The sequence below is a fragment of the Bradyrhizobium canariense genome, from assembly GCF_900105125.1.
GTDB classification, from domain to species: domain Bacteria; phylum Pseudomonadota; class Alphaproteobacteria; order Rhizobiales; family Xanthobacteraceae; genus Bradyrhizobium; species Bradyrhizobium canariense_A.
In genome coordinates, this window is record NZ_LT629750.1 from 7,343,266 (window position 1) to 7,368,228 (window position 24,963).

Here is a 24,963-nt window from a genome sequence, read left to right on the forward strand (position 1 = left end):
GGCTTCACACCCTCAGCGCCAATCACGACCGCGGCGGCTTCTGAGCCGTCCTTCTTCATAACGACGAAAACCTTGCGCGCAGCTGCGAGCTGGTCGGCCGGAGCCACCGGCTACCGCTCCCGCGCCAACTTACGCTGTCCCAGTGCGGGTCTTTGCGAATCGGGATTGAACTCGCGCACGGCGTGGCGATTGACTGCCCGGAGGGTTGCGATGCGCGCGAACTCGATCGGGTCGCCACGTTCGGCCGCGCTTGTTATCAGCTCCGCGGCCGTGAGGACGACCGGCGTGCCGCGTTCGGATGAAGGGACAGTGTTAACGAGGTGCACAATAGCGTCGCGCAACGACGCCAGGCTAACGCCGCTGGGCAGCTCGATGGGTTCGGCAAAACGGCTATCCCATGACACAACGCAACTCCTCAACAGAACAGAGATTCAAGCGGGCCCGGACCAGTTGGTAGGGCGCCTTTGTTTCAGGGCAGCTTCGTCGGCCACGGAAAATGGTTTCGTGGCCTAGGATACATCCGGACGAGGAAAGGTGAGCTCAAGAGCTTTTCTTTTTTGGAGCGCCACGGAACTAACTCAACCTGGGACCCGTTGGCTTCGGTCACGGAAAAAGGGGCAGGGTAAGCAATGGCTCAGAGACCCAATCTCACTCCGGTCGACAAGCGTAAGTCGGATCGCCGCGAGGCCGAAAGGCTGGACCTGGAGAAGCATGCGCGATTGGAAGCAGGTTTGATCGATCCCGTGAGCGCCATTCAGCCGGCGCCAACCGCTGAGCATCAACACCAGGAAGGCCTATCGTTCTGGCAGGCGGTCAAGACGATGTTCAACTAGACGTCGTGATTCATCCGCCAATGCAGGCGGCAACAGGCGGCCTCCCGCGCTCCGCTGCCGGCCATGAATGTGCCTTGATTGCCACCGAGGCGGCCTTACTTTCTTGGCAAGAGCCCCAAGACAATCCACTGAATAGGAAAGAACGGAAAGAGCAGGGGGCCTAGGAGGATCAAAGCGCGTTTGCGTTGACGCCTTGGTAGCGGCTCCGAGGACAAACGATGATCAAGGAAACTAAGTTTCTTCCGAAAGCAGGCCGTAAGGACCGAACGTCTTGCGTACGCGATGTCCGACATTGAAACAGCGCATAGCTGTCCGGTCTGGTTCAAGCGTATCGCAGGCAGGGCGACGCGCCGTGCGCGAAAATGCCCGCGGCTTTTCACTTTAAATGGTCGCTTGCCAGCTTATGGTGTCCCCAATGATGATCCTTTCATTCGACCGGTACCCTAACCGATAGCTGGAGAGCTCCATGGGTGCGAAAACCACGTTCATCTGTGATTGCTGCTTTCGCGAAGCGGACGACAATTTGGGGTGGGCGCATGTCAGCGTCAGCGGCGCCAGCGATGGCAGGCAGCTCATGCCGGATGACAAACGGGACTTATGCGAGATCTGCTGGAGCCCGCTTCAGACGTTAATGAAGAAAGTCCACGAAGAGGCACGACAGAAGCGGAACTCACCCGACGCCGCCGAAACTTGAACCGGGTTTGATCCCAGCGCCGGCGAGATGCCTGCCCGGGCGAAACGGAAGCGCGATACGTTGGAAAGCTACCGGGTCACTTAGCGTAACCCTGAGAGCGGAGCCAGGCGATTTTGCGGTCTCCGTTCATCCAGTCGTCGGCGTCCGCCTTGCTCGTTAATCCGGCAATTTCGCGGGAATCGGCGCCGGGATAATCTGCTTGGATTTTCCAGTCATCGTCAGCGTCGCGGATAACCTTGAAGGTCACTTTTGCTTTTGCCATGCCGCATTATGCAGGCAATTCCCTCAAAAGAGAACCCGCACCTTTCCCTCCGCCGACTTCGCCCTGTATTCGATCTCAGCCAGCAATGCGGCTCGACCGCATTGCCTCCAGTTTTCCTGTTAACGATTTCGAGAGGTGAGCTGTTTTGAACACTATGTTGGGGAAGGGACGTGAAACACTGCCTCCATCACCGCTCCCTCTCGGCAGAAATACCGGTGACTGAGAGTCCTGTATGCTCCCGCCTGATTTTAAAGGCGCGTACCATGATCCTATATCGACGCCCGCGTTGCCCCCAATGCCAAGCAGCAACCGAACTGGCACGCGTCGCCCCCGGCCCCTCCGGCTTTGGCATTCGAACATTCGAATGCCCCGCTTGCGATCTGGTTTATCATGGCGTCGTTGATCTTATTGACCCCATGAAATCCATTGAGACAAGAGGCTGGCTCTGGAGCGAATTGCGAGCGCCAACGTAATGGCGGCAAACTACCGCGGTCAATGCGGGAGGTGATGATGGACCAACGCTATTTCAGACGGCAAGCCGACCGATGCCGCCGCCGCGCTCGCGATAGCACCGACCCAGATTTACGGGTGACTCTGTTTCGGATGGGCGACGAGTTTCAAATGATGGCCGACGAGATTGAAAACGATGAGATCATCTTCGCAGAGCGCAAAAAAGTTGAAGGAACACGACGGCTCATTGAGGGTATCGCGCTCCCGCCGGATCCATAGGAGGGCGGGGGACATGCCGTCACTTCAGCAGCGGCTCCGGCGAACATGCCGCCGCAATAGATCATGTACTTGTTGGCCCCAGCGCCAGGCCGATCAGCCAGCCCAGCGGATGGCGGCATAGCCGCTATAATCCCTCTCGCTATCACAGGTTAGCGACGGAACAGGAAAAAGGACATAATTGGGAAGAAAAGAGATCAGGCTTTCTGGTTTTGGTAGCCAGCTTGGACGGTGTCGATGAGCCTCAGTGAAGACCCTGGTTGTTCGCATTGCCGGTATCCGTTCGAAATCGTCGTTGTAAAATTTAGATTTAGTGGCACTGCCATGGTCGCGCGTTGTCCGAATTGCGCGATCGCGTGCGCTGAAGAATGGCGGGCCGCAGAATCGAAAACTCTTGATAGTGCCAGAAAGAAATCGAGCATTACTCGGGGCTTTTGGCGGGGAGCGGCCAGCAAAATGGACTCGCTTAATCTGCGATTCAGATACGTTCTCGCGTTTCTAATCGGAGCTGCGATCACCGCGGCTGCACTGCGCCACGCCGTTCACATGTATGGCGGGATCCCCCGCGAAGAGATTCGCGTGGGTGCGCTAATGGCCATTCCAGCTGTCGCGCTGGTGATAATCTTCTTCCGAGGGAAGCGCCAGCGCTGAGCGCCCTCAGCCGTGCCAAACAGAAACGGCGCTGTTACCAGCGCCGTTCTGGTGCACCTATCGCGTGGAACCGGCCCACTTCGACTGGCGCTGACGGGAGCGACCCGCTCTGGCTCTGCTGGCGTGGGAAGCCCTGGCTCGCGATCCGTTGGCGAGGCTATGCCGCATCGAAATGGAGTCAACTGGAACGACAATTAATTTTAGGCCAGTGGCTTTCACCCATCACGGCATCGCAGCATCGGGCTTGGCAGATCGCATCCAGGCTCACGTCGCGTCCTTGGATGCGTTCCAATGGCGCCCCGGCATTCGCTAGCCCAACACGCGAACGCGCATGGGCGCCGCTACCGCGTGGCGGCGCAATAACAAAAAGATCGCCCGCAGTATGCCGGCAATCAGGCCAGTGCAAAAGTCCGCGCCCGCGTCACGAAGCCTTGGCCGCAAGAGTCGCAACTCCAGAGGTAATCGATCTCGCCGTCGGATTTCAGGACGGACGCTTCAGGAGCGATCATGGAATCCGAGCATAATGAGCACCGCGGCATATTTCGTACCCGCGACCACTGTCGTCAACGACGCACTCCAAATGTTTGTTTGTCGGGTCCCTGCAAGCGTGCATGTGAAATCGCGTCGACGTTTCAACAGCGGACTTAAGTCCAGTCTACTACCGCGTCGATGAACGTTCGAGCCTGCCGGATCGCATCTACTCTCGAGGTGCAAACACCGACCGTGATTGTCTTGTTTTTGCCTACGGTCCATTTCCAGCTGCGCGGGAAAATCATTTCAATTACCGAGTATGAGATGCCACGATGTTTCATCGACAAACTCCGGCAATGGTGGTCGTTATCAACTTTGGGGGCGATCTGAGCTTATGGCGCCCTTGCCCGGATGTCACCACAAACCATACTGGGCTGAGCGGGGTTCATTGCGCTCGCCAATAGAGTCGATTTGTCGCCACGCTGTTTCGCCCGTGCGCTTCGTCTTGTGATTTCAGCCTTGCTTTGGGCGACGGTGGATCGTGGCGAGCGGAGGTTTTCGATTTATTGGCGGATAACGTGGCCATCGGGGTTGGCGCATTTCTCTACACGGCTGAACTTCCATCGGTGCCGTGATACGCTTCTTCGGCATGCTTTCTCCCCCTTCACTAGTCAAGGAATGAAGTTCCCACCAAATCAACGGCTTCGGGAACAAACTCGTTCCATGGCCAGTATGATCGGCCACGGTATTCCCGTGCGCATCGCCAAGCGGATGCAAGAGATCGCGCCACCTTAACGGTGTCCACGGTAAGCGATAGCGAACCTAAATGGGTGAAATGGAACGCTTGCACGGCATGAACATTGCTTTGTCAGCTTGGGGCTTGGCAACCTAGGAGCTTGGCATGGCAACCCAGATCGTCATGGATCACACCGGAGATACACGGCACAGTTTCGATACGGCGGATGCCGAGGCGCTGTTCAGGGCCGAGGAGCGCTTCAAGGAACTGACGCGTGTCGGCTTTACGGCAGCAGTTCGCTCCACTTCCGGCGAAGTCGCCATAAAGCGGACGTTCGATCCGACCGCTGAGGAAACATTATTCTTTCCTCGTTTGGTCGGCGGCTAATCGCCGTCCGCTTGTCATGTTCGGCTTTCTACGATCCCAAGCCGACGGTCGCTCGCGCGTCCAAAAATTGCGCGAGTGGTTCCAAGGATTTCTGGGTGAAGACCTTAGCGAAGCTCGGGGCCTAAAGCTTTTGAGCGAATGGCTATCGCCTGAGCAACGAGCGCAATTCGAGGCAGAAAAATATTTCGACGTCATCGGCTGCGATAGCGGAAAGCGTTATCGTATCCTCTACGGCTCCGCGATGAACATACAGCAACTCGACGATCGCGGCCGGCCCTTGGTTTGCTGGTGTCTGGTTCCCGATGCATATTATATCGTCCCAGGCGATGTGATGCTGGCACAGAAGATCGCGCTGGAGACCAACGAGCGCGCCGCACTGACCGTGGCGAACAAGTTCGCGCCAAGGGAAACCCAGCCCCATGTACATACTCGCTGATACCAGGGGCGTGACCTTTTTCGCAGGTGCCGATGATCCTGTTTGGCTCCTATGACTTGTTGGCAGAATAGCCTACTCCGCAGCGTCAAGCCTCAAGACGATCGCTGGCTCTAGTGCCGTCGACTGGAACGAATATACCGAGAGCAACATGTAATGGCACGTAGGACACTCCAATGCGCGGACGTCGCCAAAAATCCGCATCAGCGGCCTAGGAGCAAGAATCATTACACTGTCGCATTCAGGGCATTGAGGATGGTCTGACATTGCCATGCTTCGCACCCTTTTATGAATGGCGAGCAGCGCACCAAAGAGGGCGTTGTTCCGGTCCTCGTCTTACTAACTCAGCCCACGTCCGGCGCGTGTGAAGCCGATCACACTACCGCGGCACCGGGCGGCGTTTTCGCGCACGGCGAATGCACTTCAGAAATACCCTCCGCCAACGAAAGGATTTACGAGAACAAAAGATGCGAAAGTCCGATCTATCCAACCCACTACTTTTCTTTTGATTTCGCGGCGTCCCTTTCCAAACGCTCAGCCCTTAATCGTTCGTAGTTTTTTCGGAAGGCTTCCTGGGCTTTGTCGTATTCCGTTTTTGGCTTCTTGGTACTGGCTCCGTGAAAAGCCTTACCAGCCTCTCGCTGCGCTGGCGTGAGCGCGAGATCTTTTGACGTTTTGTCAGCCATAGATCACCTCCAAATATCAGTGACCGCTGAGCAAACGATAGCGCCATCGCGGCGTGCTGCAATCGAACTCGTGCGTTAAGCTTTATGAGGGAGCTGGGAACCGAACATGCTGGGAGGCCCAGCATAGCAGTCGGGACATACAAGGCGTTAACGTAGTTGGCGCTCAAGTTTCTAAGCTGCACGGAAATCGCCCATCAAGATTCGGCGCGTACGCCGCTTCCTTGGCCAGGAGATGATAAACGCGCGCAATTGTCCGCTGCTTCTCCTCCGCCCGGCCGACCGACATCCGACGGCGCATTCGCGAATATGTCACTGTGCAATTTCGGCAGTTCAGCAAATTCGACACTGTTTGCCTGGACGCCCGCCTTTATAATGACGGCAACGCTGCGCTCCTCGACCGCCTCTATAGTGAGGCCGGCACCGGATACTGGGACTTCAACATGATGGCATCCGCCGGACGCCGAAAATGATACGGCGCGCGCGAAAGAGCACCCAAAGGCGATGGATTTTATTCGTCGGCCAGTCCGTTCGCATCGATGGCCGCAGGACAGATCGCTACCCAGACGCTGCTTTCGCTTCTGATCAATCTGTATATCGGAGGATGCGACGATCGCGATGAAGCTAAGCGGGAGAGCACCGGCGCAGCCGAAAACATGCTCGACACAGCCGCAATACCCGACGTGTCCGCGGCGGATCAGAAGGCTGCGCGGGATCAAGCCAAAGTCCTAGTTAGAGCGCTCATCTCGGGCGGTCGAACGAATTGATGCCGGTAAATTTCAGGAAAGAGGCTGCGGCTGCCGTCGCCCTCGTTACTTTCGCCGATAGATTGTTCCGAGTGCGTCCTTATGCGGCGCAAGCGCGATTGCCGGGCCCTTACTGCAAAGCCTGACGCAAAACCACAAGCAAAAGAGGCTGCAATAATGAGGATGGCGCCGACTACTGTCATTTCGAGCGCTCTCTCCCGGCGATATGGGCTGACAAGCTCCTAGTCATCGCAGCAGGAAAATAAGTCCATTCACGATAAGCAAAACCGTGACCACCGCGACTAGGAAGAATGCTGGACCGTCGGGCATCGCGTGATCCCGTATCCGCCAAACGTACTTTTGCAGGCGAGGAAGCATTGTACTCTGCAGAGGTTAGATAGACATCCGCGTACAGCGTATAATTTCTGCGTTGGCCGGCAATAAACCTCGCTCGTTAAGCTGAATGCCGCAACGGCGAGTTAATTCTGGAACATGCTGTAGCCACCCGCAGCACGAGCCCGCGCAGATTCAAAAGTAGGCCACTAACGCGAAAGCCCGGCATGCTGGCCGGGCTGATCGCAAGTATGATTTCAGAAGCCATCAAGCCGAATAATGCTCAGTGGCATTTGTTGGGTCCGGACAGTGCAATCCACCGGTAGCTATCTGTCTGAGCGAGCGGCAAAGGTTCAAAGAAAAAGCCCCACCCGAGGCCACGGGCAGGGCAAGAAGCAACTTGAAGGGACTACAACGCCACGCGCAACGGGCGAGAGTCCGACTGGGAGCAAATACCCCCATAGGGCGCCCATCAAATAGGAACCACGCTATCACGGGGAGTTTATACAGGTGCCGACTTCAAATCCCGGCACAGATTACCCCCAGGACGGCCTCAGCGTGTCCCTATGCTGGGGCCGTTTGTTTTGGGTAAAGAAAAACCCGCCGGGTAACCGGCGGGCTTCGAACTACGATCGGGCTTGAAGGCGCCGACTTGCCCAGCGGTGACCTCCGTGGCCACCGCCAGGATGGCGGCATTTCGTGAGGAATAGCTCCCCAATCGAGCCATTCACTACTTCCGGGGCGAGACAGTGAAGCTCTGCAATTTCTGCCGAAGCCGATCGCCGCCAACAAGCCACACCGGCTCATCAACCGAGCGAAAATAGAACCCGCCCCAGCCGGCGGGTTCTTCTTTTGATGACCTCTAAAATATAGTCCGCAATGCTGCCTGCAGACGAAGGGCGTAGCCAACTAGCTCGGAGCTCGCTTCGACTCGAACAGCGTTCGAATCCCATTTGGGCTCTGGCGGCTCAAGACAGTTGATGCACCCCTCGAGACATTAACTACCCGAACGCATCGTCGTCGTGACCTTCTGGCGGTCATGGTATGAGTCGGAAAAGCCGCCGCTGCGGACATGGCGGCGGCTTTTTCGTAGGCGGAGGCGGCCGTGACGGGCCCTGAGCTCAAGCAGCTGCGTGAGGATCTTGGCGAAGCGATCGGCCGCCCCCTGAGCGTTGCCGATATGGCCAAGCTTTGCGGCCTCCCTCCGGAAACCGGTCCGGACACGATCGCCGAATGGGAAGCCGGCGCGGGTCCGAATGGCCCGGTCGCGGCACTTTTGTCCTTCATAGCGGTTGGCTGCGATCACTACCCACTCGGCGAGGAGATAATCAGCGCGGGTGATGCTGAGCTTTTTCGTGCAATGATGCGGGCCGGCATTATTCGAAGGCTCGGCTGATCGGCGCGGGGCTTCGGTCCCGCGCTTCATCGCCCCGACATATCGAGAAAGCGAACCGGAATAAACGGCACGTTGCGACGGGCCATCTCGTCTTCCAGTCCCTCGGCGTGATCACGCCAATCCTTCGTATCGCTGGTTCTGCAAGGCAGCGGCTCGCCGCGCTTCATCGCTACTGAATCTGCAGCGATCGCCTTGTGAACTGCGTCATGCATCATCCGAAGGCCTGTGCCCGTGAAATTCTCGTATTTCATCCCATCCCCTCCGCCGCCTCAACCCGGCGGGTTTTTTCTTTTGCTCTTGTCAGGCCCGGGGATCTGCTGGCTCTCCCTCTCCGACCGCTGGTTTCGAGGTGCGACCAATTTCGTCGGCCGGGAAAATCGAGCGGCCCATCGCAGCTCGCACCGTCTTTGAACGTCCAGGGGTATCTTTTTACTCATAACAACTCCGGGTTTTCGATGATTTGACGCCCTCAAGCGCTGAACAGTTTCCCAAAGTCGTGCGAACGGCGGTGGGCACCACTGTGTTCCGAATAAGGATAGAGCTGATTTTCCGCCGGTGTGGAAATCTGGTCACACCATCGCGGTCGTGCAGGGGGGCTCTCCGCCAATATCGGGCGTGCCGTCTCACCGCGTACGCCGGACATAGGTCTATGAGCCCGGCCGGCTGGAGATTGCTGGGGTGACCGGCCGGGCCAGACCGCGCGGAGGCCCAATGCGCGGCCCACCGAACAATTGGCGACGATGCCGAGCGCTTCGAGGCGCGAAGGCCGGACTGCTGGCATGGCGAGGGTAGGGACAGTGGTATAATTCGAACGAATCACAGACGCGAGGGGGTCTCAAATGGACGCCGTAGCAACTGAAGTTAGGGACGTTTTCGTTTGGACGACCGTCGAGTTCTTATCCAAACACCCGCACCAGTCACCAGACCTCCGCGCCCGGATGACAAAGCCGCGGCTTGCCGCTCTAGCGGGGCTCACGCCGAAAGAATTCAAGACCGCGGCCCTGGAAGCGGGGGGCTCAGCCCGAAGCAAAGTCGCGGCGCGTAAGCTAGCAATCCGACGGGATTTTTGCGCCAGGGAACGCGGCCGGATCGTTCCCGGCGCATACGGCGATGCCGAGTCACGCGGAGTCGCCCGTGCGTCGGCCCGGCTTAGCCGCCACCCATCGCCACACAGCGTCTAATAGCCCCAAGGCCGCCAGCCGTATCCGTAAGGTCTGTAGAACCGAGCTTCCCCGGGTTCCTGGATTACTTGCCTGGGACCGTAATCGTAATAGGGACTGTAGCCGACGTATGCCGGATCGTAGCTGTAGCCGGAGTAATAGCCGCCGTCGTCCGGGGCGCCATAATAGCCGTAAGCGCTGCTCGCGATCGCGCCACCGATGATGGCACCAGCCAACACGCCCGGTCCCACGCCCCAGCCTCCGAAGCCTCTATGGCCCCAGCCGCCTCCGTGCCAACCACCGCCGCCAAAACCGTGGCCGCCAAAGCCGCCGAAGCCACCACGTGCCGAGGCGCCGGTCGGCGAAAGGCCAATTAAGACAACTGCCAACAGAGCTATCAGCGTTTTTCGCAACATCGTCGTAACTCCGCACAATAGGTCGCTCCCAGCATTATGACTCTCGTCGTGCGAGATAGTTTCAAGCGTGTTCGGGCGGGGTCGACGGAGCGAGGCGATCGAGCCGGCCGGCACCCTGGCATGCCGCTGGACATCCTCAGCAGATATGTGCGAGAGGCGCCGCTGCATTCGTTGGCAGTTGCGTTCCTACTTGGCGGTCATCTCTCGGCGGCGCTGACAACCTCGCCGGCGGCGATGCGGTGCTCGATTTCGGCCTGCACAAAAATGCCCCGCCCGATGGGATGAAGGGGGCGGGGCAGGTTAAATCAGGAGTCGATGCTCCCCTTGGGTGAAGGCGAGCGTCTTGCCGCAACGCTACCACCAGATTCGCCTGGAACCGGCCCCAGGTTTGTAATTTAATGTATCGTCAGAACTGCCGAAGGCAGCACAAGACGCCTTCCAGACGGCCTCAGCCCAAAGCTGGGGCCGTTTCGTTTGGCCTCGCAACGCTTCGGCGGTGTCGCCGGCACCGATGCGACAACGATCCCGGCGGAGCACTCACACCGGGATCGTCGCACGCGGGTACCGTCCGGCCAATAGACGGGGCATCCAAAACGCCGGAGGCGCTAAATCGACTCCGCACAGCGTGTTCTGTTCCGCCGCTATGCTGCTCAAAAAGTCGGCGTGACGCGCCCGTCTGGGAACGATACGCGGCGCACCGCCGTAGCCTTTGCTGACGGCGGCGTCGAACCTCCAAGCCCTGCCGCCGTCGGCGGTCCTGGCGTCAACGATCCCATCGGCAGCGCCGGGGCCGCTCTAACTTCGGGAAGCGATGAACCTTTCGGCCAACGACATGGCGTATGCGTGCCATTGCTCGATGAGGTCGACATCGGCACCGTCCTGAATGACGTTCTGCAAGGTTTCGATCGCAGAGGAGAGCTCGGCGCGGATGGAGTCGCGCGGTAAGACGGACAGCGGCTCACGAGCCAGCTCGATAGCCTGCCTGAGCAGGGGGTCGTCTTTGCTGAGACGCGATCTGGCGAGCAGCTCAAGGATCAATCGCGCCACGGCAAGCTCGGGATCCAAAACAGCCTCCTACCAGAAAACCCAAGGGCGCTCCGGCGAGAAACCACCTTCGGGGGAGTCAGTTCCTCACCGGCGCCCACCAACCGCACGACGTATCGACGAAAATCAGCCTGCATTGACCTAATGTTTGGATCGGCTGTGTCATAAGCGATGAATGATGCACGCCCTTCGCACTAACTACGCTCGTCTCCACGGCTCTCTCATCCGACGGAATGACGGCCTCAGCCAAGCGTCCCTTTGCTGGGGCCGTTTCCGGGACCCAGGGACCGGAGAATAGGACCGTTCGCCTCCTCCTCCGCGATGAGCTTCAAGAGCAGCTTGCGTTGTGCCTCGTCCTGCGGCTCCGCGAGTCGCCGCCCGTAGATACCCGCTCGATGTGCCGGTTCAGCGCCCGCATGACGCCTATCCGCGCGTGCATCAGGGAGTCCCGCCCTTCGGCCGCTTCGATCAAGACGTGACCTGCCGTCTGCCACTCTTCGGTGTCCCGCTCGGCTTTCTTTAGCTTTTGGATATATCGGGCGGCGTCCTTGAGGGTGACGAGCTGGCGACCGCGGGGAAGCGGGATGGGATCTTCGAATTCGCGTGACCGGCTAATGCGATCCTCTCCGGGATGAAGGTCTATGCATCGTTCGCTGCGCCAAGCTCGCTGTTGATCTTGCAGACGGCTGCCACGCTGTTAGCTTTGGCTGAGGCGCGTCGCATACGCCAATGCATCGATCATCCCAGCCTCTGGGGTATTGCTCAGCCGTTCCTTGTTCCTGCTCGGTCATTTCTTCACCTTGCAGTCGCCAATCGCAATTAGCCTTGATGCCTTTGGTTGACCACGGAGCTTTTTGCCGGATGCTCCGTTGAAAATTTCGCAAATCAGGCCTTTGACTTCGCCTTCAGAACGGTTTTCCGCGAGTGAACGGCGGCGACAGTGCGCTTCAATTTCCAGGCGATCTCAGCGGCCTTCATCCCCGACTTCAACATGTCCTGCAATCGCCGATCTTCGTCGGGCGTCCACGGCCTTCCTGCAGGTCGCGCTCCGGCCACTTCTTCGCGTTGCCCAGTTCTACTGTTTCTGGCCAGGGGAGTGGCTTCGTTCTGTTCAGATCCCCCGGGCGCTTCTCCGGCGGGTGACTTTGACGGTTGAGCTTTCGGAGCGGCCTTTCGAGCAGCTTTCGGAGGCGCTGACCGCGCTGGCTGCACCAAAAAGCGATTGAAAACGCTCGTCCTCCTCTTTCAGGAACTTGCAGTCCGCGACGACCTTTGCAACTGGCGGTTTTGGTTTCGGGTCTGGCGGCACGATGCCATTATAGCAATCGAGACGTTCCTTCGATCCGTCTTCTATCGTGAGGCAATCTCGCAACTTATCCATTTCTGTTTGGGCCCTGGGCGCTCCCTTCGCGAAGGCATTTGTAGAAAAGAAGATAGCGACGAGAACGACCAGAGCCCTCATTGTCACGTCCCTTTCGCCTTCAGCCCGCCGCATCTCGACTTCGGCGGAAGAGTCTCACCCGCTCAATTCTTTCGCACTGTCCGCAACGATACTGAACGATGTCATTACCGTCAGCGTCGGGAACGCTTTTCTCGATCCTCATTGTATGTTTGCACACAATGCAGCTCAAGAGATCTATCAGCGGGCTTTGGTCGTCGTTCAATGGCCTCTCCGGGCCCCCGGATCTGCTCATTTACCCTTCGCCTTCAGCCCCTGTTCGATCGGACGGCTCACTCGCCCCTTGAGCTTAACTTGCCTCGTTTGCAAAGCTGAGCATCGTCTCAATTGCATGTTCCCAATCGTCGTCGGTTGCCGAACCCTCTGTTTCCAGCTTGCCCACCAGTGTTTTCAGCGCGGCCGACGCATCAGCAAGGCGGTCGCCTTCGGGTAGGGATGTGCTTATCGACTCCAAGAATTCGTGGAGCTTGACGGCTGCCTCCGTGGGAGGAAGGCCGCGCGCGCCGTGTAATGTATCAAGGGCGGCTGTCGCCAGTTGACTACGGGGGCTGCTCATTCGTCCCGACCTTTCGCCTTTGCCCGACACTCTTCTGCACCGCGGGCAGCAAACGTAGGCCTATGAGCCCGGCCGGCTTCGTGGCTCGTGGGGTGCACCGGCGGGGCCAGGCCGCGCCGCATGAGGGGGCGCAATGCGCGACCCATGGATTAGCTGGCAACGGCGCCGAGGTTTTCAAGGCGCTAAAACGCGGCCTCGCCTGTGAGTTCTGGGCGTTCGCGAGGCCGCGCTGGACTACGGTCGGCGTCAGAACGAGCGCAGCCCGCCTTTCAACTGGCGCCAGCCACGCCGCCTTTGGGCTCTGGCGGCTCAAGACAGTTAACGGACCCCTCGCGACATTAACTACCCGAACGCATCGTCGTCGTGACCTTCTGGCGGTCATGGTATGAGTCGGAAAAGCCGCCGCTGCGGACATGGCGGCGGCTTTTTCGTAGGCGGAGGCGGCCGTGACGGGCCCTGAGCTCAAGCAGCTGCGTGAGGATCTTGGCGAAGCGATCGGCCGCCCCCTGAGCGTTGCCGATATGGCCAAGCTTTGCGGCCTCCCTCCGGAAACCGGTCCGGACACGATCGCCGAATGGGAAGCAGGCGCGGGTCCGAATGGCCCGGTCGCAGCACTTTTGTCCTTCATAGCGGTTGGCTGCGATCACTACCCACTCGGCGAGGAGATAATCAGCGCGGGTGATGCTGAGCTTTTTCGTGCAATGATGCGAGCCGGCGTTATTCGAAGGCTCAGCTGACTGAGGTGGGGCTTGGGTGCCGCGTCATCCTATTTAACCAGGTGAAATATCCCGTTCAGTCCTAAGATGCCGACGAAGATCAGATAGACGGCGACCGCGAAGCTCATGGCCCGAGGCGCAACCAGCAGAAATACTCCCGCGGCAAAGGAAGCGATCGGAAGTAGGTAGTGGGTCGCGGGAGGGAGTTGCATCCCGGAGATTATAGCCGATTCGGATGTTTCACCTCGTGGTCACCCATCGCTATCTCAACCCAGCGGCGGCTTATTCCCGAGGGCGGCGCCTAGCCGAACGATCCAGCAATTTGAGCGACCATGGCTACAGCCGCCCGGGTATATTGGGCGTCGAAGAAATGCTCATCCGCAAAATTGAGTATGAGGAGAGCAACCGCAATGGTCAGAACTACTCTCATAGTTTGGATTGTTGCAGGCGTGATTTAACGGATTCCTAATATCGGATCTTGGATCGGCGCCAATTACGTCACAGAGCGCTGTCAGGAATCGCCCTATGCGCTAGGCTTGGTTCGGTCACGCCAGAAACCCTGGGGCCAGACCCTCACCAGCGGCCTTCCTGGAGTCAGGAAGCTGCCCTTGAATTGACCGCCCGGATTGGTTGTGAGGCCGCCCGTACGCGGGTCATCAAATGTACCCCGCTTTGGTTCCCTGTTCCTGGAACATTAGCACGGAGCACGCGACGTTCGTGGAGCGGCGTTTTTCGGCCATAATTCTTGTAACTAATTAGCTCGTTTACTTGGAGTTATTTTTTCTTTTTGTATTGATTAGGGAGCGACCCCATGTTTGTCGCGATAATTGTTGTTTCGGCGTTGATGCTGACCACACAATCGAAAGCTTCTAGCTGCTGCATGGGCAAGGTCACGCGGCGATCTGCATGCGATGGCGACATGATGGACTGGGGCAAAGCCCTGATTTGGGGCACGGTCATCGTTGCGGGCGTTCTGTTCGCAGTCTATGCGGCCGTCCAGTATTTTGTGACGAACGATGGAACGAGCACTGTCGGGTATGTGCCACTTGCGCCACACGTTCTTACTTTCGCTTATCGGAGCAGCTTCGGTCTCCAGCCGATTCAAAGCACCCTGTCAGCATCCGATTCAATTGGGCCGTCAGCCCGCACCAATCCGCATTCGAAGTGATAAGCGCGATACCGGCGGCCACGGTGCTCATGTAGAAAGAGCCGTCCGGGCGGTCACCGGGCGGCTCATTTCCGCAACTGCCGGCTCGTGACCGGTTCCATCGCTGTGATTTCGGCGAGGCCGTGAAGTTGCGCGCCGTCTTTCCTGGCCTCTGATTGAGCGGTTCGTTACGCCGATAGCCGATAAAATTTTATCGACAATCGAAAGACATTCTTAGGGTTAACCCGGCGCGCCGCGCCATCTCAGCTCCTACTTGCCTCGGAGATGGGCAAGCCGACACTCAACCGGGGCTTCTGCCCATCGGCACCCTGATCTAATCGGCCAAGTCGTAATGCTGGCACAACTCCGCGACGACGGTCTCCGCCATGATCTGGCACCGGTGAACCTCGGCTGGCTGCCGCCCGTAAATCGTGGCGTGCCATCCCGTCTCCGGATTGCGATGAACGGTCACCTTAAAATCGCCGGCGCCGATCCTTTGCTTCACGATTTCTTCCAGCTCAGCCGCCGGTTTCTTTTGCTTGTGCACGCAGATCCTCCATGCCGGAAGAACAGGTTAGCGCGACTTCCATCCCATTACATCCTTCCACCGACGGGAAGCTGCGCGCGAAGGGCCGCTTCGCCAGCCGGGGTGATGCGATAGCGGCCGCTCGCGCTACCACGTTCAACCCAGCCCTTCGCCGTCATTTTGAGGATCATCCGGTGGCTCGTCGGCTCGAGATTTTTTCCCGACAACTCGCCGCCCGTTCGCAGCTTCTGCAAGGCGGTGCGCTCGACATGAGTTGGAAGATGGTTAGCGCGAGCTGGCATTTTGTTTTTTCGGATTTTCTGGTTGTTGATGTCAGCGGCTTATTGCGCTCTATCTCTCTTAGACTCATCGAGGCTCCGCGAGCGATCGCCGCGACTAGGTCGTGCCGCACTAAATGCTATCGCTGTGTTGGCGCGGGGTCATCTCGGCTCAACGGCATAGCCACGCTTGATAGCCTCTTCAAAAACCGATTTCAGGCCTGGCTCTTTCAATGCTGCGTCCGCTGCGCTGAAGCCGCTCACTGGCCGCCAATCGAGCCCGCGTCCGGGTTCCGGCAGTGCCGACGCGCTTAGGGCGTAAGCGGTGCGGCCGGGCTTTTGCCCGGCGCCCTGTTCGACGAACTTCTGCAGGCGGTTCATCTCACTTACCTCTTTCGGCACAGGCATGGCGTCTTAGGTCTTAGGTCTTACGTCTCGGCTGTCGCCGCCCCAGCTGGCGCAATTTACCCCGTCGAGAAATTATTGCAGCGACGGTGCGCTTTAGTTTCCGGGCGATCTGCGGCTTATCCACGCCCGCCTCGATCATCGCCGTCAGCTTGCGATCGTCGTCGGGCGTCCACGGGTGGAACTGCGGGGCGGGGACCGATCATCTCACTTTCTTCCAGGATTGCCGGTTCCGAACTTAGGGAAACGGCAGCCGCGTGCAAGCGCGTCCCCGGGGAGGGGGGTGGATTTTGTGCAAATCAGCCTTTCGGCTTCGCCTATCTCGTCGTGAGCAGCGCATCGGCGGCGGCTCACTTTGGCGCATCCGGTTTGCCGGGCGCCTGTCGACCTCGGCTTTGAAACCATTCCGTAATTCAAATGATATTCTAGGCCATCGACAACCAACGCTCGGGTTGGAAGTTAGGCCTCGGCGAGAGGACGCTATGCCCAGCGACCAGGAATTCCTGCTTTATCCTTTGGACACCGGAGAGGATCCGGCGTGCCTGGACTGCGGCACGCTCATGATGGTAGCTGGGCACGAGGTCAGGGAAACTAAGCCAGACTTCATCACGTTCCGATGCAAACGCTGCGGGCGGTCTGAAAAGTATATCTGCGATGAATGAGGCTCAGCGGGCTCGCCGGTTCTCGCTAGGCGTTGCCGATAACACGATGTGCTCACCTCGCGGCCGGGATCCACAGGACTGCCGGGGAAATAGCGCTGATGTCGCCGGATCGGGATGCCGCTGAAGCACAAGTCTGTTTTGACCGAGCTTTGGCGGTGGCGCGGGCGCAGCAGGCAAAGTCCTGGGAGCTGCACGCGGCAATGAGCATCGCACGGCCGTGGCGTGATCAAGGGAAGTTGGATCAGGCCCGAGGACTTCTCGCTCCGGTCTACGGGTGGTTCACCGAGGGCTTTGATACGTTGGAGTTGAAGCAGGCCAATGCCTTGCTTGCCGAGCTGGCGTAATAAGGGCGCTTGCGACCGAGAGCCAGCATGGACATCTACACCGCTTCCAAAGCAAAGAATAAGCGCCTAGGAGATCGCGGGCGAAACGATGTGACAACCAGTGCCAAACTTCCCGCTCGAGATGTTCACTGCGTTCGGGACGCAGGACATCAGCTCGAACGCTGCTGGTTCAGGCAGCTTGTCGTATCGTTACGTGCTCCGGATCGCAATTGGCTGGCTTGACCTGTACATTCAGAATAGCTCGTCGGGTTGCGCCACGGCCGAGCCAATCATGCAAAGCTTGAATTTCTGCAATCGAAGGACCCAAGGCCACAAAGACAGCGCTGCTGATTGATTGCTGCTGGCTGCGCAGATGATCTTCGAGAAGCTTGTGTCGTGTGATGTAGCCCGCGTTCACCCCAGGGATCGCGTGGTTCATCAGAAGCTTCGCATCAATTTCCGAAACGCCGGCTGCTGTTGCAATCGTGCGAAAGGTTTGACGAAGGTCATTGCCCCATTTCGACAATATTTCACGGTCTTCCTTTGTTTCCGACAAGTGCCCGGAGTCACTGTCCGCCGGGAAGACCCATTCGAGGCCCTGCAGTGGATAGAATTGCTTGCCGAACCGAATTGCTCGGATGAGGCACAAAATCATCTCGCGAGAGAGGGGAATGTCGAAAGCTTTCTTCTTGCCGCCCTTCGGTTTGGGGATGTGTAGCGTGCGTCGCCGAAAATCGATATGATCAGGCTGTATCTGCTGCAGCGCAGTGGGCCGAGAGCCACATAGCAGTGTTAAGAGGTGGAATTCTCGACGAACCGGATTGTCGAGGGCAGCCAGCTCCAGGAACCAGCGCTTTAAATCGGCCGATCCCATTCCGGTGTCTCGGCGCTCTTCCTCATTCCAGTCGACTGCATCGGCGGGATTGTCGCGTGGCAACGACTTGTTGGTTTTCCGGGCATGATTGTAGACAGCGCGCAAAGTTCGCATGCTGCCATTTGCCATATATGGGCCGTTTCCTTTTGTGATGTCGTCGTGCTTCCTTGCCACCCGAGCGGGGTCCATTCCGAGCTCATGGAGGGACGTGTCGAGCCATTCGGCAAAGATCCGTTCGACGTGGTCCCGATAGCCGCTGATCGTGTGTTCGCTCCGGCCCTTCCGGATAAGATGCGCCTCCAGATATCGCTGCCAAGCCTGCCTGAGGGTGATACTTGCCTTAAGGCCATCACTTCCGTTGTTTGGGTTGCCGCTAGGTGCATCGGTTTGTTTCTCGTCCTTCGGATGTCGTCCCTGGCTGATTAGAGCTAAATATTCCTTGGCGATTGCGCGCGCAGCTCGTGTTGATATCTCGGTGACACCGCCAACGGAGACCCTGATGGATGAGGCGCGCTTGCCTCCTCGCCTGAGGTCGCCTTGGACGGCGAACGTCCTTTTTCGTTTTCCGATGACGACGAAGAAGCCCTTCAGTTCGGTGTCACGCGCGAGGTACCAGCCGTCCTTTGGGGCGGGCAACTGAGCAATCGTCTTGTCAGTCAGAGAAATCCGAATGTCAGTCATGAGCAGAGTCCCGCGGTCGCTAAAACGGTTTTTAAACGGTCTTGGCTGATCGAGCAGTTCGAAGGTTTGTGTTCGAGGAAGCGCGAAGCTATGCGAGAAACACCGATAAAACAAAGGACTTGTTGAAAGCTGTCGTAGCGCATCGTGCATTTGGAAAGTGCGGCGAAGCGCTAGTTTTAAACTCTTAATCATCGGGTCCCAGGTTCGAGCCCTGGTGCGCCCACCAAGCTTTCAAGTACTTAGCCGGGTTCGCGGCTTCTATTCCGACAAATTACGGTCCGCTATTCCGACAAACCGGCTGGTTTTGTTGGCTCCGCGCGACGCTTTTGCACGCCCGAGACTAGCTGCTTAAGGGTTCGCTTAGCATAGGTGGGTAGGTGCCGCGCCGGCCGGTGTCGCCCCGCAGCGCGGAACTCAGCATCAGAAAGATCTGAGTCCGCGCCTTCCGTAAAACCACCGTGGCGAAAGGACGTAAACGACAGTTCGTCGCGCAGCCCGGCCGCGCGAATGATGCGCTTCACAGTGGCCCGTAGATAGTCGAGCCCGCGGCGTGGCGTCATCCAGGGCATGGGGGCACGACCGCGACGATGGCCATGATCGCGTCGGAAGATGAGCCCGCTTACAGTGCGCTCTTTGATGGCGTCCAATTCTGGCATCAATTCCGGAAATAGCTCCTGACCCGTTTCATCGAAAAGCGGCCACCAAGCTTCCTCGCCAGTTTTGGGGTGAACGACACAGACGCTATTATCCAGTGCGGCGTCGCGCGTCGAGGTTCCCTCATCATCAGGCCGCAGTTTCCGATGGGCCGGTAACGAAATCAGGGAGTTTTTGATCAAGCGCAAATCGACGATGGATTCTTCCTGTATTGTCTCACAAGCTTTGGGCGCAATAGCAGTAGCGAAAGAGCGCAAAAATGCGCGATTGGCATCCGATATCGACCGCACCGCCAGAGCGCAATCTGCAACTCAGTGTGCACGAGAACGATGAGGTGCATACCCTCGTTTTCCCCTGCCGGCGAACAGAAAGCGGATGGGTGAACGCCACAACGGGAAAACCGGTTTTTGTCGATCCTACGCATTGGCGTGAGTGGCTGGAATTCGAGCCGTGATCGCCCAAATTATCGATGCTTGTCCGTTCGTGTCTGCAGCTCCGCCAGCTGAGCCTCCTCTTCGGCGAGCAACTTCGAAATAATCTGCCGCTTTGACGTATCTGTTTCGGTCCTCAATAACCCCCGGTAGTGCCTGATGTTGAGCTCCATAATCATTCGTGCGGAAGCGCTCATGGAAGCAGTCCAGAGGTTGTAAGTCGAACCCGGAAAATTTAGCGTCGCTCACTTGAGTGGGCCAGAGAAGGCTGCATTGAAAGTTTGATCAGGATCAAACTTCCGGGTGATTTTATTGCGCAAAAATGTTGTTGAGCGTGACGGTATAATTGATCGTCCGGGGCGATCTGAGGCGAAAATGGCTAGGGCGAAAATCTCAACGAATAATCACGGTCCGGCCATTCGCGGCAGCGACCCGTGGGCTCCCTCGGCAGGGAAAATGCATCAGTTGCTTAGCGAGGAAGAACGCGCTCGACTGGCTGTTCTCGCGTCGATTGTCCGATTCGACAAAGGCGAGGAAATCTATCGTGAGGGCCAGCGCGCTGATGCTGTATTCAATATCATTAGCGGAGTCGTGAAGGCATATAAGACGGCTCCCGATCGGAGTGAACATATCACTGCGTTCTTGTTTCCAGATGATATGTTCGGGTTATCCGAAGAAGGACGGTACGCAAATTCCATCAAAGCGATAACGCCGGTGGCGGCGTATCGATTCCCGGTATCCACCTTACGGCGCCGGCTTGCGAAGGACGCCGACCTTGAGTTCCATGTCATCTGCAAGCTCATTCACGAGCTGCGTGAGACACAGCGTCATGCGTTTCTCCTTGCCCGGAAACGAGCCATTTCCAGGGTCGCGATGTTCCTTCAGCTGTTGGAAAACCTTCGGGCTGCCAGAGGCGAACGCACGGCCGAGATATATCTCCCGATGAAACGGTCGGATATCGGTGAATATCTTGGAATGTCGCTTGAGGCCGTGAGCAGAGCGTTCCGGAGCTTGACGACGCGCGGCATCATCAGGAACCGCGACCGGCGACATCTGAAAATCACGGACCGCAGTACCTTCGACAGGATCGTGGGCGATACGACGAACGCATCCTAGATTGATCACGCGGTAAGCAACCGACTCGCTGCTCGTTGTCTTGAAGCGTAGGCTGCTGATCGCGTCCGGCATACCAACCGTGATCGCTGGTTCCTGGCATCGACATCGGGGGTCAAGATTTCGGCGGCGAGCGTTTGCACGCCGGTTGGTCAGAGCGTTTTGGCTGTCCATGGTCGCGGATCAGCCGAAGTCGATACCGGTAATCGCCTCCCTTATTGCGTGAACCGACCTAAGCGCGGATGCGGTGCGAGTCGGTCAGCGGTGCACTACGCTCGATCCGGTCGGCGATGTGGCGGCCGTCGCTGCCCAGCCTGCCGGCGAGTTCTGTGAGTGAGCTTTCCGCTGGTTGCGTCTGGAGCGCGGGGCCGAGATTATCGATGCCGGTCGCCACCACCGAGACGCGGACAATGCCCTCCAGGCTTTCATCGAAGGATGCGCCGATGATGATGTTGGCGTCCTGGTCGGCCTCTTCGCGAATGCGGGTAGCAGCTTCGTCGACCTCGAATAACATCAGGTCCTTGCCGCCAGTGATGGAGATTATGAGGCCACTGGCGCGCTTGATTGAAGGGTCCTCGATTAATGGATTGGAAATCGCGGCCAAAGCGGCGGTCAGCACGCGGTTCTCGCCAGAAGCCTCGCCCCTGCCCATCATGGCCTTGCCCTTCTCGCGCATTACGGCGAGAACATCGGCAAAATCGAGATTGATCAGACCTTCCTTGACTATAAGGTCGCTAATGCAGGCCACACCCGAATAAAGCACCTGATCGGCCAAGGCGAAGGCATTAGCGAATGTGGTCCTCTCGTTGGCCACCCTGAACAGGTTCTGGTTTGGGATGATCAGCAAGGTGTCCACCACCTTCAGCAGTTCCACGATGCCGGCCTCGGCAAGGCGCATGCGGCGCTGGCCCTCGAAGTGGAATGGCTTAGTGACGACACCGATGGTGAGAATGCCAAGCTCACGCGCGGTCTTGGCGATGATGGGGGCTGCCCCGGTGCCCGTACCGCCGCCCATGCCGGCAGTAACGAACACCATGTGCGCGCCGGTCAAATGATCGCGGATCGCATTGATTACCTCTTCGGCTGCGGCGCGCCCCACTTCGGGCTGCGACCCGGCGCCAAGCCCTGCGGTCACCTGGGTACCCATCTGGATGATACGCTTGGCCTTCGACATGGTGAGCGCCTGTGCGTCGGTATTGGCGACGATGAAGTCGACACCTTGCAGCCCGGACGCGATCATGTTGTTGACGGCATTGCCACCGGCGCCGCCGACCCCAAACACGATAATGCGCGCCTTCATCTCGCGAATATCGGGAATATTGCTCATTTTTGCCTCACGATTGCTCCGGCGAGCTGGGGAATGAGAGGACACGGATTGCCACGCTTTGCTCTGAATCTGAGCGCGGCAACCGGAGTCGCTTGGCAATCAAACGAGCGGCCAGCGGCGAGAGTTTTCAGGCGCACACTTAGAGCGTGTCAACAGACATCGGCTGTTCTCCTGGAACGAACCGAGCGGTAATCGGCTGATGATGACCGGGCGATGGCAGCAGGCTAGGCCGCGTTGGTTAATAGATTGTTAACGTGCAAGCGGCGATCTGCCACTTGAGCGTGCCCGGCCGGGATGCGTCAGACCATCCGACTTTGCCTCGAAGGCGCGCCGGCGTGGCGGGCTCGCCGAGCCAATCTGTGCAGTCCGCTCCGCGCGAACGGGTCGGCAAAGGAATGTCCGGTCCGGGTCGAGGTTGTATGAAAACGTTGATGAGCCAGGGATGCGCAGAACTGTTTTCTCTATTGCCTGCTTCCGAACAGAGGCTGTCGGTACAATTGATTTTCGCATCGACCAAATCGCGAAAGAACTTCCACGCGTAAATTCAACTTCAGAGTTTTCAGGCGGCTTCGCTGACACTTCTTTTGAATCGGTTCAGATGTGTCGATGGCACAGGCACAAGTTGGCCTCATTAGGCGACCAATATGCATTCCAAACGGCGCCTGCACCGTGCCGTTCGGGTGATGTTGAGCGCGCCAGTCGGGGAGGTCACTTTTGATTCCGTCGAGCAATCCGGCTTGAACCGACTCGGCGAAGGGACATATTCCGAGAGAGCTCGCGTGAAGCTGCCCCAAGGCCGTGGGGCGATCCACTGAGGCGGCCTCGAAAGAGAGCATCATGGGAAAACGGTCCAAGATACCAACCACGGATACCGAAGCTGCATCTCTCACGGTATCCGAGTCGAGGAAAACCGCGTTCGCTAAGCATCAATCATGGCCAATGATCAAACCAGTTTTGTTGGCGGCGCTGGTCTGCGCCGCTCCGGTCTCTCGTTCCTCAGCACAGGATGCCAAGGTTTCCGTCGACATGATGGGAATAGGGGACATGAGCTGCGCTCACTGGCAGTCCACTCGAGCGCTTCGATTGGAGGGAACAATCTGGATTTATGGCTTCTGGACGGGACTCAATTACGTCGCTGCTGCGAGCGGACAAACAGAGACGAAAGTCGAGACGGCAGCGGCAGTGGTCGAAGTCGAAAAAACATGCGCCCAGCGTCCATCGCAGGTGTTGGCCAGTGCCGTGTGGACCGCTTACCTTGACCTTAATAGGAGATAGTGGTGCCCGTGATCCCGGAGGGGAGCGCCCGCCGACTGCCTCGTTGCCCGGATGTTTTTGAGATGGGTGTTACGGCAACGTTATGGGGAAGCGATGAGTGTCGTGAAGTTTTGACGTGAGCCATTGCGAGGGGGATTAGTCGGGTCGCGCGGCGTCCGCGCTAGACGCGCGAGCGGCGCCGGGGACATCCCGGCGGCTCGCGCGTTGCGTAGCGATGTGGTGCGACGCACAGCGTCGCGTGGTGGAACGTTGCGATGCGCCGAGGCGCGCCGCGTTGCCTACCGTGATGTCGATAAGTCCTACGCGTCTAATCGACCAACCTAACATGGCCGATTGCGAGGCGACTTCAAGACAGCGCTGCTGCCGTAGTTGCCGTCTCCGTCAGTCGCGTCGAGAAAGCCGCCACTGTTTCACGAAGCCGCCGGGCCAGTTCGGCGGCGTCTTCTTGCTCAGTAATGCTCGTCATCGGCGACAAAAAAAGCCCCGCCGACAAGCACGGCGGCTCGCGTATTTCGCTGCTTGCCAAGAGCCGGGCTTTACCCCGGCAGCAAATTCGCGACCCCCGCCTTGAGAAAGGCGGCATCTGCCGGATTGGCGCTCGGATTGCCCGCGCGATGACCCCACACGCCCGGGATCGGCCGCAGGGTCCCGGTTGCGAGATGGAGAAGTTCGGCCGCATTATCCGCAACGCGGAAATAGAGATCCGTCTCGCTCGGCATCAGAAGCATTTGCGCCTTTATGGACTGGAGCGCTTGCGTGAGATCGCCGTTGTAAAGAGTGTTGTCGCTGATATCGCCGTGAAACCAAGCGAGTGCCTGCGCATAGAGGTTCGCCGCGCGGCATTGCGAAAACCGCTCGGCCCAATTAATGCGGACGAAGGTTTCGAGATCGGGTGCGCCAAGCGCGCTTTTGTAAAGGCCGGCACGGTAGAAATCCTGGCTCAGGCCCCAGCCGGCATAAATGTGGCCAAAGGCCTTGAGCGCCAGCAACGGCTCGCTCGAAAAGCGGCCATTGCCGGTATGCTCGGGCGCGGCTTCTAGCGTACGCAACAGGCCGGACAGAAAAACCTTGTTGTGATCGGCTGTGCGGGCGCTTCCGCAGACGACGAAGGCGCGTGCCACCATCTCGGGGTAGAGCGCCGCCCAATGATAGGCCTGCATGCCGCCCATCGAAAATCCATAAACGGCGGCGAGTTTGTCCACGCCGTACATTTCCGTGACGAGACGGTGTTGCGCCCGCACATTGTCGGCGACGGTGACGAGCCCGGGATAATCCGGCGTCTCCGCCGCGCCGGACGATTCCCCGTTCGAGAACATCCCCACGGCGACGATGCACCAGCGCGTGGGATCGAGAATGCCCTCCGGCCCGATCAGCCATGACATATCCGCGAGACGCGCAGAATAGCTGCTGGGGTAGAGAATGAGATTGTCGCGCTTGTCGTTGAGCGTGCCAAAGCGCTGCCAGGCGAGTCGGGCCTCGCGGATCACGCCGCCTTTTTCCACGGCAAAATCGCCGAGTGCAAAGCTGCCCGTCTCATTCTCCAAATTCATCGCTATTCTCCGGGG

27 protein-coding genes are annotated in these 24,963 nt (G+C 58.4%); 10 read left to right on the top strand and 17 right to left on the bottom strand.

The annotated features are described in order from the left end of the window. Positions 1-110: 110 nt before the first annotated feature. On the bottom strand, positions 111-404 hold the full coding sequence (locus tag BLV09_RS34625) for a hypothetical protein (RefSeq protein ID WP_100386619.1): 294 nt from the start codon (positions 402-404) through the stop codon (positions 111-113). Between the two features lie 225 nt (positions 405-629). Between BLV09_RS34625 and BLV09_RS34630 the strand changes: the two genes are divergently transcribed. Together BLV09_RS34630 and BLV09_RS34635 are read left to right on the top strand one after the other, a co-directional pair. Then, complete coding sequence (locus tag BLV09_RS34630) at positions 630-833, top strand: hypothetical protein (protein ID WP_100386620.1); 204 nt, start codon at positions 630-632, stop codon at positions 831-833. A gap of 466 nt (positions 834-1,299) precedes the next feature. Next, positions 1,300-1,527 carry a hypothetical protein gene (locus BLV09_RS34635; RefSeq protein WP_146687893.1) on the top strand — a complete coding sequence of 76 codons (228 nt, stop codon included), beginning with the start codon at positions 1,300-1,302 and terminating at the stop codon, positions 1,525-1,527. Between the two features lie 76 nt (positions 1,528-1,603). Here the strand turns inward: BLV09_RS34635 and BLV09_RS34640 are convergent, their stop codons facing one another. Beyond that, a complete protein-coding gene (locus BLV09_RS34640; RefSeq protein ID WP_146687892.1) occupies positions 1,604-1,789 on the bottom strand; it encodes a hypothetical protein in 186 nt (61 codons plus the stop codon). 510 nt (positions 1,790-2,299) lie between these two features. On the opposite strand from BLV09_RS34640, the gene BLV09_RS34645 reads away from it, so the two are divergent. The 3 genes from BLV09_RS34645 (at position 2,300) to BLV09_RS34655 (ending at position 5,196) form a co-directional block, all read left to right on the top strand. Further along, positions 2,300-2,518, top strand: coding sequence for a hypothetical protein (locus BLV09_RS34645; protein ID WP_157810274.1), 219 nt, complete (start codon positions 2,300-2,302; stop codon positions 2,516-2,518). Positions 2,519-4,538: 2,020 nt separating this feature from the next. Continuing rightward, positions 4,539-4,760 carry a hypothetical protein gene (locus tag BLV09_RS34650; protein WP_100386624.1) on the top strand — a complete coding sequence of 74 codons (222 nt, stop codon included), beginning with the start codon at positions 4,539-4,541 and terminating at the stop codon, positions 4,758-4,760. 16 nt (positions 4,761-4,776) lie between these two features. Then, on the top strand, positions 4,777-5,196 hold the full coding sequence (locus tag BLV09_RS34655) for a hypothetical protein (protein WP_100386625.1): 420 nt from the start codon (positions 4,777-4,779) through the stop codon (positions 5,194-5,196). A gap of 491 nt (positions 5,197-5,687) precedes the next feature. On the opposite strand, the gene BLV09_RS34660 is transcribed toward BLV09_RS34655, so the two are convergent. Next, positions 5,688-5,879: a hypothetical protein gene (locus BLV09_RS34660; RefSeq protein ID WP_100386626.1), complete on the bottom strand. Its 192-nt coding sequence runs from the start codon at positions 5,877-5,879 to the stop codon at positions 5,688-5,690. 194 nt (positions 5,880-6,073) lie between these two features. After that, positions 6,074-6,595: a hypothetical protein gene (locus BLV09_RS37620; RefSeq protein WP_167558567.1), complete on the bottom strand. Its 522-nt coding sequence runs from the start codon at positions 6,593-6,595 to the stop codon at positions 6,074-6,076. Between the two features lie 1,465 nt (positions 6,596-8,060). Between BLV09_RS37620 and BLV09_RS34665 the strand changes: the two genes are divergently transcribed. After that, positions 8,061-8,351 carry a hypothetical protein gene (locus tag BLV09_RS34665; protein ID WP_146690608.1) on the top strand — a complete coding sequence of 97 codons (291 nt, stop codon included), beginning with the start codon at positions 8,061-8,063 and terminating at the stop codon, positions 8,349-8,351. A 26-nt stretch (positions 8,352-8,377) separates the two neighbouring features. Here the strand turns inward: BLV09_RS34665 and BLV09_RS34670 are convergent, their stop codons facing one another. The 6 genes from BLV09_RS34670 to BLV09_RS38540 form a co-directional block, all read right to left on the bottom strand. Then, complete coding sequence (locus BLV09_RS34670) at positions 8,378-8,602, bottom strand: hypothetical protein (protein ID WP_146690609.1); 225 nt, start codon at positions 8,600-8,602, stop codon at positions 8,378-8,380. Between the two features lie 926 nt (positions 8,603-9,528). Further along, positions 9,529-9,900 carry a hypothetical protein gene (locus BLV09_RS37625; protein ID WP_167558986.1) on the bottom strand — a complete coding sequence of 124 codons (372 nt, stop codon included), beginning with the start codon at positions 9,898-9,900 and terminating at the stop codon, positions 9,529-9,531. 822 nt (positions 9,901-10,722) lie between these two features. Further along, positions 10,723-10,992 carry a hypothetical protein gene (locus tag BLV09_RS34690; protein WP_146690613.1) on the bottom strand — a complete coding sequence of 90 codons (270 nt, stop codon included), beginning with the start codon at positions 10,990-10,992 and terminating at the stop codon, positions 10,723-10,725. A 1,090-nt stretch (positions 10,993-12,082) separates the two neighbouring features. Beyond that, positions 12,083-12,433 carry a hypothetical protein gene (locus BLV09_RS34700; RefSeq protein WP_174556583.1) on the bottom strand — a complete coding sequence of 117 codons (351 nt, stop codon included), beginning with the start codon at positions 12,431-12,433 and terminating at the stop codon, positions 12,083-12,085. 286 nt (positions 12,434-12,719) lie between these two features. Then, positions 12,720-12,986, bottom strand: a complete 267-nt coding sequence (locus BLV09_RS34710) for a hypothetical protein (protein WP_146690615.1) — start codon at positions 12,984-12,986, stop codon at positions 12,720-12,722. Between the two features lie 766 nt (positions 12,987-13,752). After that, complete coding sequence (locus BLV09_RS38540; protein ID WP_146690617.1) at positions 13,753-13,914, bottom strand: DUF3096 domain-containing protein; 162 nt, start codon at positions 13,912-13,914, stop codon at positions 13,753-13,755. 599 nt (positions 13,915-14,513) lie between these two features. Here BLV09_RS38540 and BLV09_RS34725 point away from each other — a divergent pair. Further along, the gene (locus BLV09_RS34725) at positions 14,514-14,870 is read left to right on the top strand and encodes a hypothetical protein (RefSeq protein WP_146690618.1); all 357 of its coding nucleotides are present in this window, start codon (positions 14,514-14,516) and stop codon (positions 14,868-14,870) included. 313 nt (positions 14,871-15,183) lie between these two features. On the opposite strand, the gene BLV09_RS34730 is transcribed toward BLV09_RS34725, so the two are convergent. From BLV09_RS34730 to BLV09_RS34740, 3 genes are all read right to left on the bottom strand, one after another. Further along, on the bottom strand, positions 15,184-15,396 hold the full coding sequence (locus tag BLV09_RS34730; RefSeq protein WP_146690619.1) for a hypothetical protein: 213 nt from the start codon (positions 15,394-15,396) through the stop codon (positions 15,184-15,186). Positions 15,397-15,443: 47 nt separating this feature from the next. Beyond that, positions 15,444-15,629, bottom strand: a complete 186-nt coding sequence (locus tag BLV09_RS34735; RefSeq protein ID WP_146690620.1) for a hypothetical protein — start codon at positions 15,627-15,629, stop codon at positions 15,444-15,446. 186 nt (positions 15,630-15,815) lie between these two features. Next, on the bottom strand, positions 15,816-16,034 hold the full coding sequence (locus BLV09_RS34740) for a hypothetical protein (RefSeq protein ID WP_146690621.1): 219 nt from the start codon (positions 16,032-16,034) through the stop codon (positions 15,816-15,818). 784 nt (positions 16,035-16,818) lie between these two features. Between BLV09_RS34740 and BLV09_RS34745 the strand changes: the two genes are divergently transcribed. After that, the gene (locus BLV09_RS34745) at positions 16,819-17,064 is read left to right on the top strand and encodes a hypothetical protein (protein WP_146690622.1); all 246 of its coding nucleotides are present in this window, start codon (positions 16,819-16,821) and stop codon (positions 17,062-17,064) included. A gap of 169 nt (positions 17,065-17,233) precedes the next feature. On the opposite strand, the gene BLV09_RS34750 is transcribed toward BLV09_RS34745, so the two are convergent. Together BLV09_RS34750 and BLV09_RS34755 are read right to left on the bottom strand one after the other, a co-directional pair. Then, positions 17,234-18,598, bottom strand: coding sequence for a tyrosine-type recombinase/integrase (locus BLV09_RS34750; protein WP_146690623.1), 1,365 nt, complete (start codon positions 18,596-18,598; stop codon positions 17,234-17,236). Positions 18,599-18,879: 281 nt separating this feature from the next. Further along, on the bottom strand, positions 18,880-19,542 hold the full coding sequence (locus tag BLV09_RS34755) for a hypothetical protein (RefSeq protein WP_167558987.1): 663 nt from the start codon (positions 19,540-19,542) through the stop codon (positions 18,880-18,882). 597 nt (positions 19,543-20,139) lie between these two features. Between BLV09_RS34755 and BLV09_RS38890 the strand changes: the two genes are divergently transcribed. Beyond that, positions 20,140-20,799, top strand: a complete 660-nt coding sequence (locus BLV09_RS38890; RefSeq protein WP_433994458.1) for a Crp/Fnr family transcriptional regulator — start codon at positions 20,140-20,142, stop codon at positions 20,797-20,799. Positions 20,800-21,028: 229 nt separating this feature from the next. Here the strand turns inward: BLV09_RS38890 and ftsZ are convergent, their stop codons facing one another. Further along, positions 21,029-22,123 (bottom strand): cell division protein FtsZ, encoded by a 1,095-nt coding sequence (ftsZ, locus tag BLV09_RS34770; RefSeq protein WP_146690626.1) that lies wholly within the window; start codon positions 22,121-22,123, stop codon positions 21,029-21,031. Positions 22,124-22,960: 837 nt separating this feature from the next. Between ftsZ and BLV09_RS37630 the strand changes: the two genes are divergently transcribed. Continuing rightward, positions 22,961-23,398, top strand: a complete 438-nt coding sequence (locus tag BLV09_RS37630) for a hypothetical protein (protein WP_167558989.1) — start codon at positions 22,961-22,963, stop codon at positions 23,396-23,398. A 536-nt stretch (positions 23,399-23,934) separates the two neighbouring features. Here the strand turns inward: BLV09_RS37630 and BLV09_RS34775 are convergent. Further along, positions 23,935-24,948 (bottom strand): alpha/beta fold hydrolase, encoded by a 1,014-nt coding sequence (locus BLV09_RS34775; protein WP_146690627.1) that lies wholly within the window; start codon positions 24,946-24,948, stop codon positions 23,935-23,937. Positions 24,949-24,963 lie beyond the last annotated feature (15 nt).

What these genes read in the sequence shown, in the direction of transcription:
- BLV09_RS34660 (WP_100386626.1), bottom strand. Translation starts at nt 5,879, where the DNA reads ATGGCTGACAAAACGTCAAAAGATCTCGCGCTCACGCCAGCGCAGCGA.
- BLV09_RS34635 (WP_146687893.1), top strand. Translation starts at nt 1,300, where the DNA reads ATGGGTGCGAAAACCACGTTCATCTGTGATTGCTGCTTTCGCGAAGCG.
- BLV09_RS38890 (WP_433994458.1), top strand. Translation starts at nt 20,140, where the DNA reads ATGCATCAGTTGCTTAGCGAGGAAGAACGCGCTCGACTGGCTGTTCTC.
- BLV09_RS38540 (WP_146690617.1), bottom strand. Translation starts at nt 13,914, where the DNA reads ATGCAACTCCCTCCCGCGACCCACTACCTACTTCCGATCGCTTCCTTT.
- BLV09_RS34650 (WP_100386624.1), top strand. Translation starts at nt 4,539, where the DNA reads ATGGCAACCCAGATCGTCATGGATCACACCGGAGATACACGGCACAGT.
- BLV09_RS34710 (WP_146690615.1), bottom strand. Translation starts at nt 12,986, where the DNA reads ATGAGCAGCCCCCGTAGTCAACTGGCGACAGCCGCCCTTGATACATTA.
- BLV09_RS34670 (WP_146690609.1), bottom strand. Translation starts at nt 8,602, where the DNA reads ATGAAATACGAGAATTTCACGGGCACAGGCCTTCGGATGATGCATGAC.
- BLV09_RS34645 (WP_157810274.1), top strand. Translation starts at nt 2,300, where the DNA reads ATGGACCAACGCTATTTCAGACGGCAAGCCGACCGATGCCGCCGCCGC.
- BLV09_RS34655 (WP_100386625.1), top strand. Translation starts at nt 4,777, where the DNA reads ATGTTCGGCTTTCTACGATCCCAAGCCGACGGTCGCTCGCGCGTCCAA.
- ftsZ (WP_146690626.1), bottom strand. Translation starts at nt 22,123, where the DNA reads ATGAGCAATATTCCCGATATTCGCGAGATGAAGGCGCGCATTATCGTG.
- BLV09_RS34630 (WP_100386620.1), top strand. Translation starts at nt 630, where the DNA reads ATGGCTCAGAGACCCAATCTCACTCCGGTCGACAAGCGTAAGTCGGAT.
- BLV09_RS34750 (WP_146690623.1), bottom strand. Translation starts at nt 18,598, where the DNA reads ATGACTGACATTCGGATTTCTCTGACTGACAAGACGATTGCTCAGTTG.
- BLV09_RS34745 (WP_146690622.1), top strand. Translation starts at nt 16,819, where the DNA reads ATGTCGCCGGATCGGGATGCCGCTGAAGCACAAGTCTGTTTTGACCGA.
- BLV09_RS34640 (WP_146687892.1), bottom strand. Translation starts at nt 1,789, where the DNA reads ATGGCAAAAGCAAAAGTGACCTTCAAGGTTATCCGCGACGCTGACGAT.
- BLV09_RS34725 (WP_146690618.1), top strand. Translation starts at nt 14,514, where the DNA reads ATGTTTGTCGCGATAATTGTTGTTTCGGCGTTGATGCTGACCACACAA.
- BLV09_RS37630 (WP_167558989.1), top strand. Translation starts at nt 22,961, where the DNA reads ATGGGAAAACGGTCCAAGATACCAACCACGGATACCGAAGCTGCATCT.
- BLV09_RS34700 (WP_174556583.1), bottom strand. Translation starts at nt 12,433, where the DNA reads ATGAGGGCTCTGGTCGTTCTCGTCGCTATCTTCTTTTCTACAAATGCC.
- BLV09_RS34740 (WP_146690621.1), bottom strand. Translation starts at nt 16,034, where the DNA reads ATGAACCGCCTGCAGAAGTTCGTCGAACAGGGCGCCGGGCAAAAGCCC.
- BLV09_RS34775 (WP_146690627.1), bottom strand. Translation starts at nt 24,948, where the DNA reads ATGAATTTGGAGAATGAGACGGGCAGCTTTGCACTCGGCGATTTTGCC.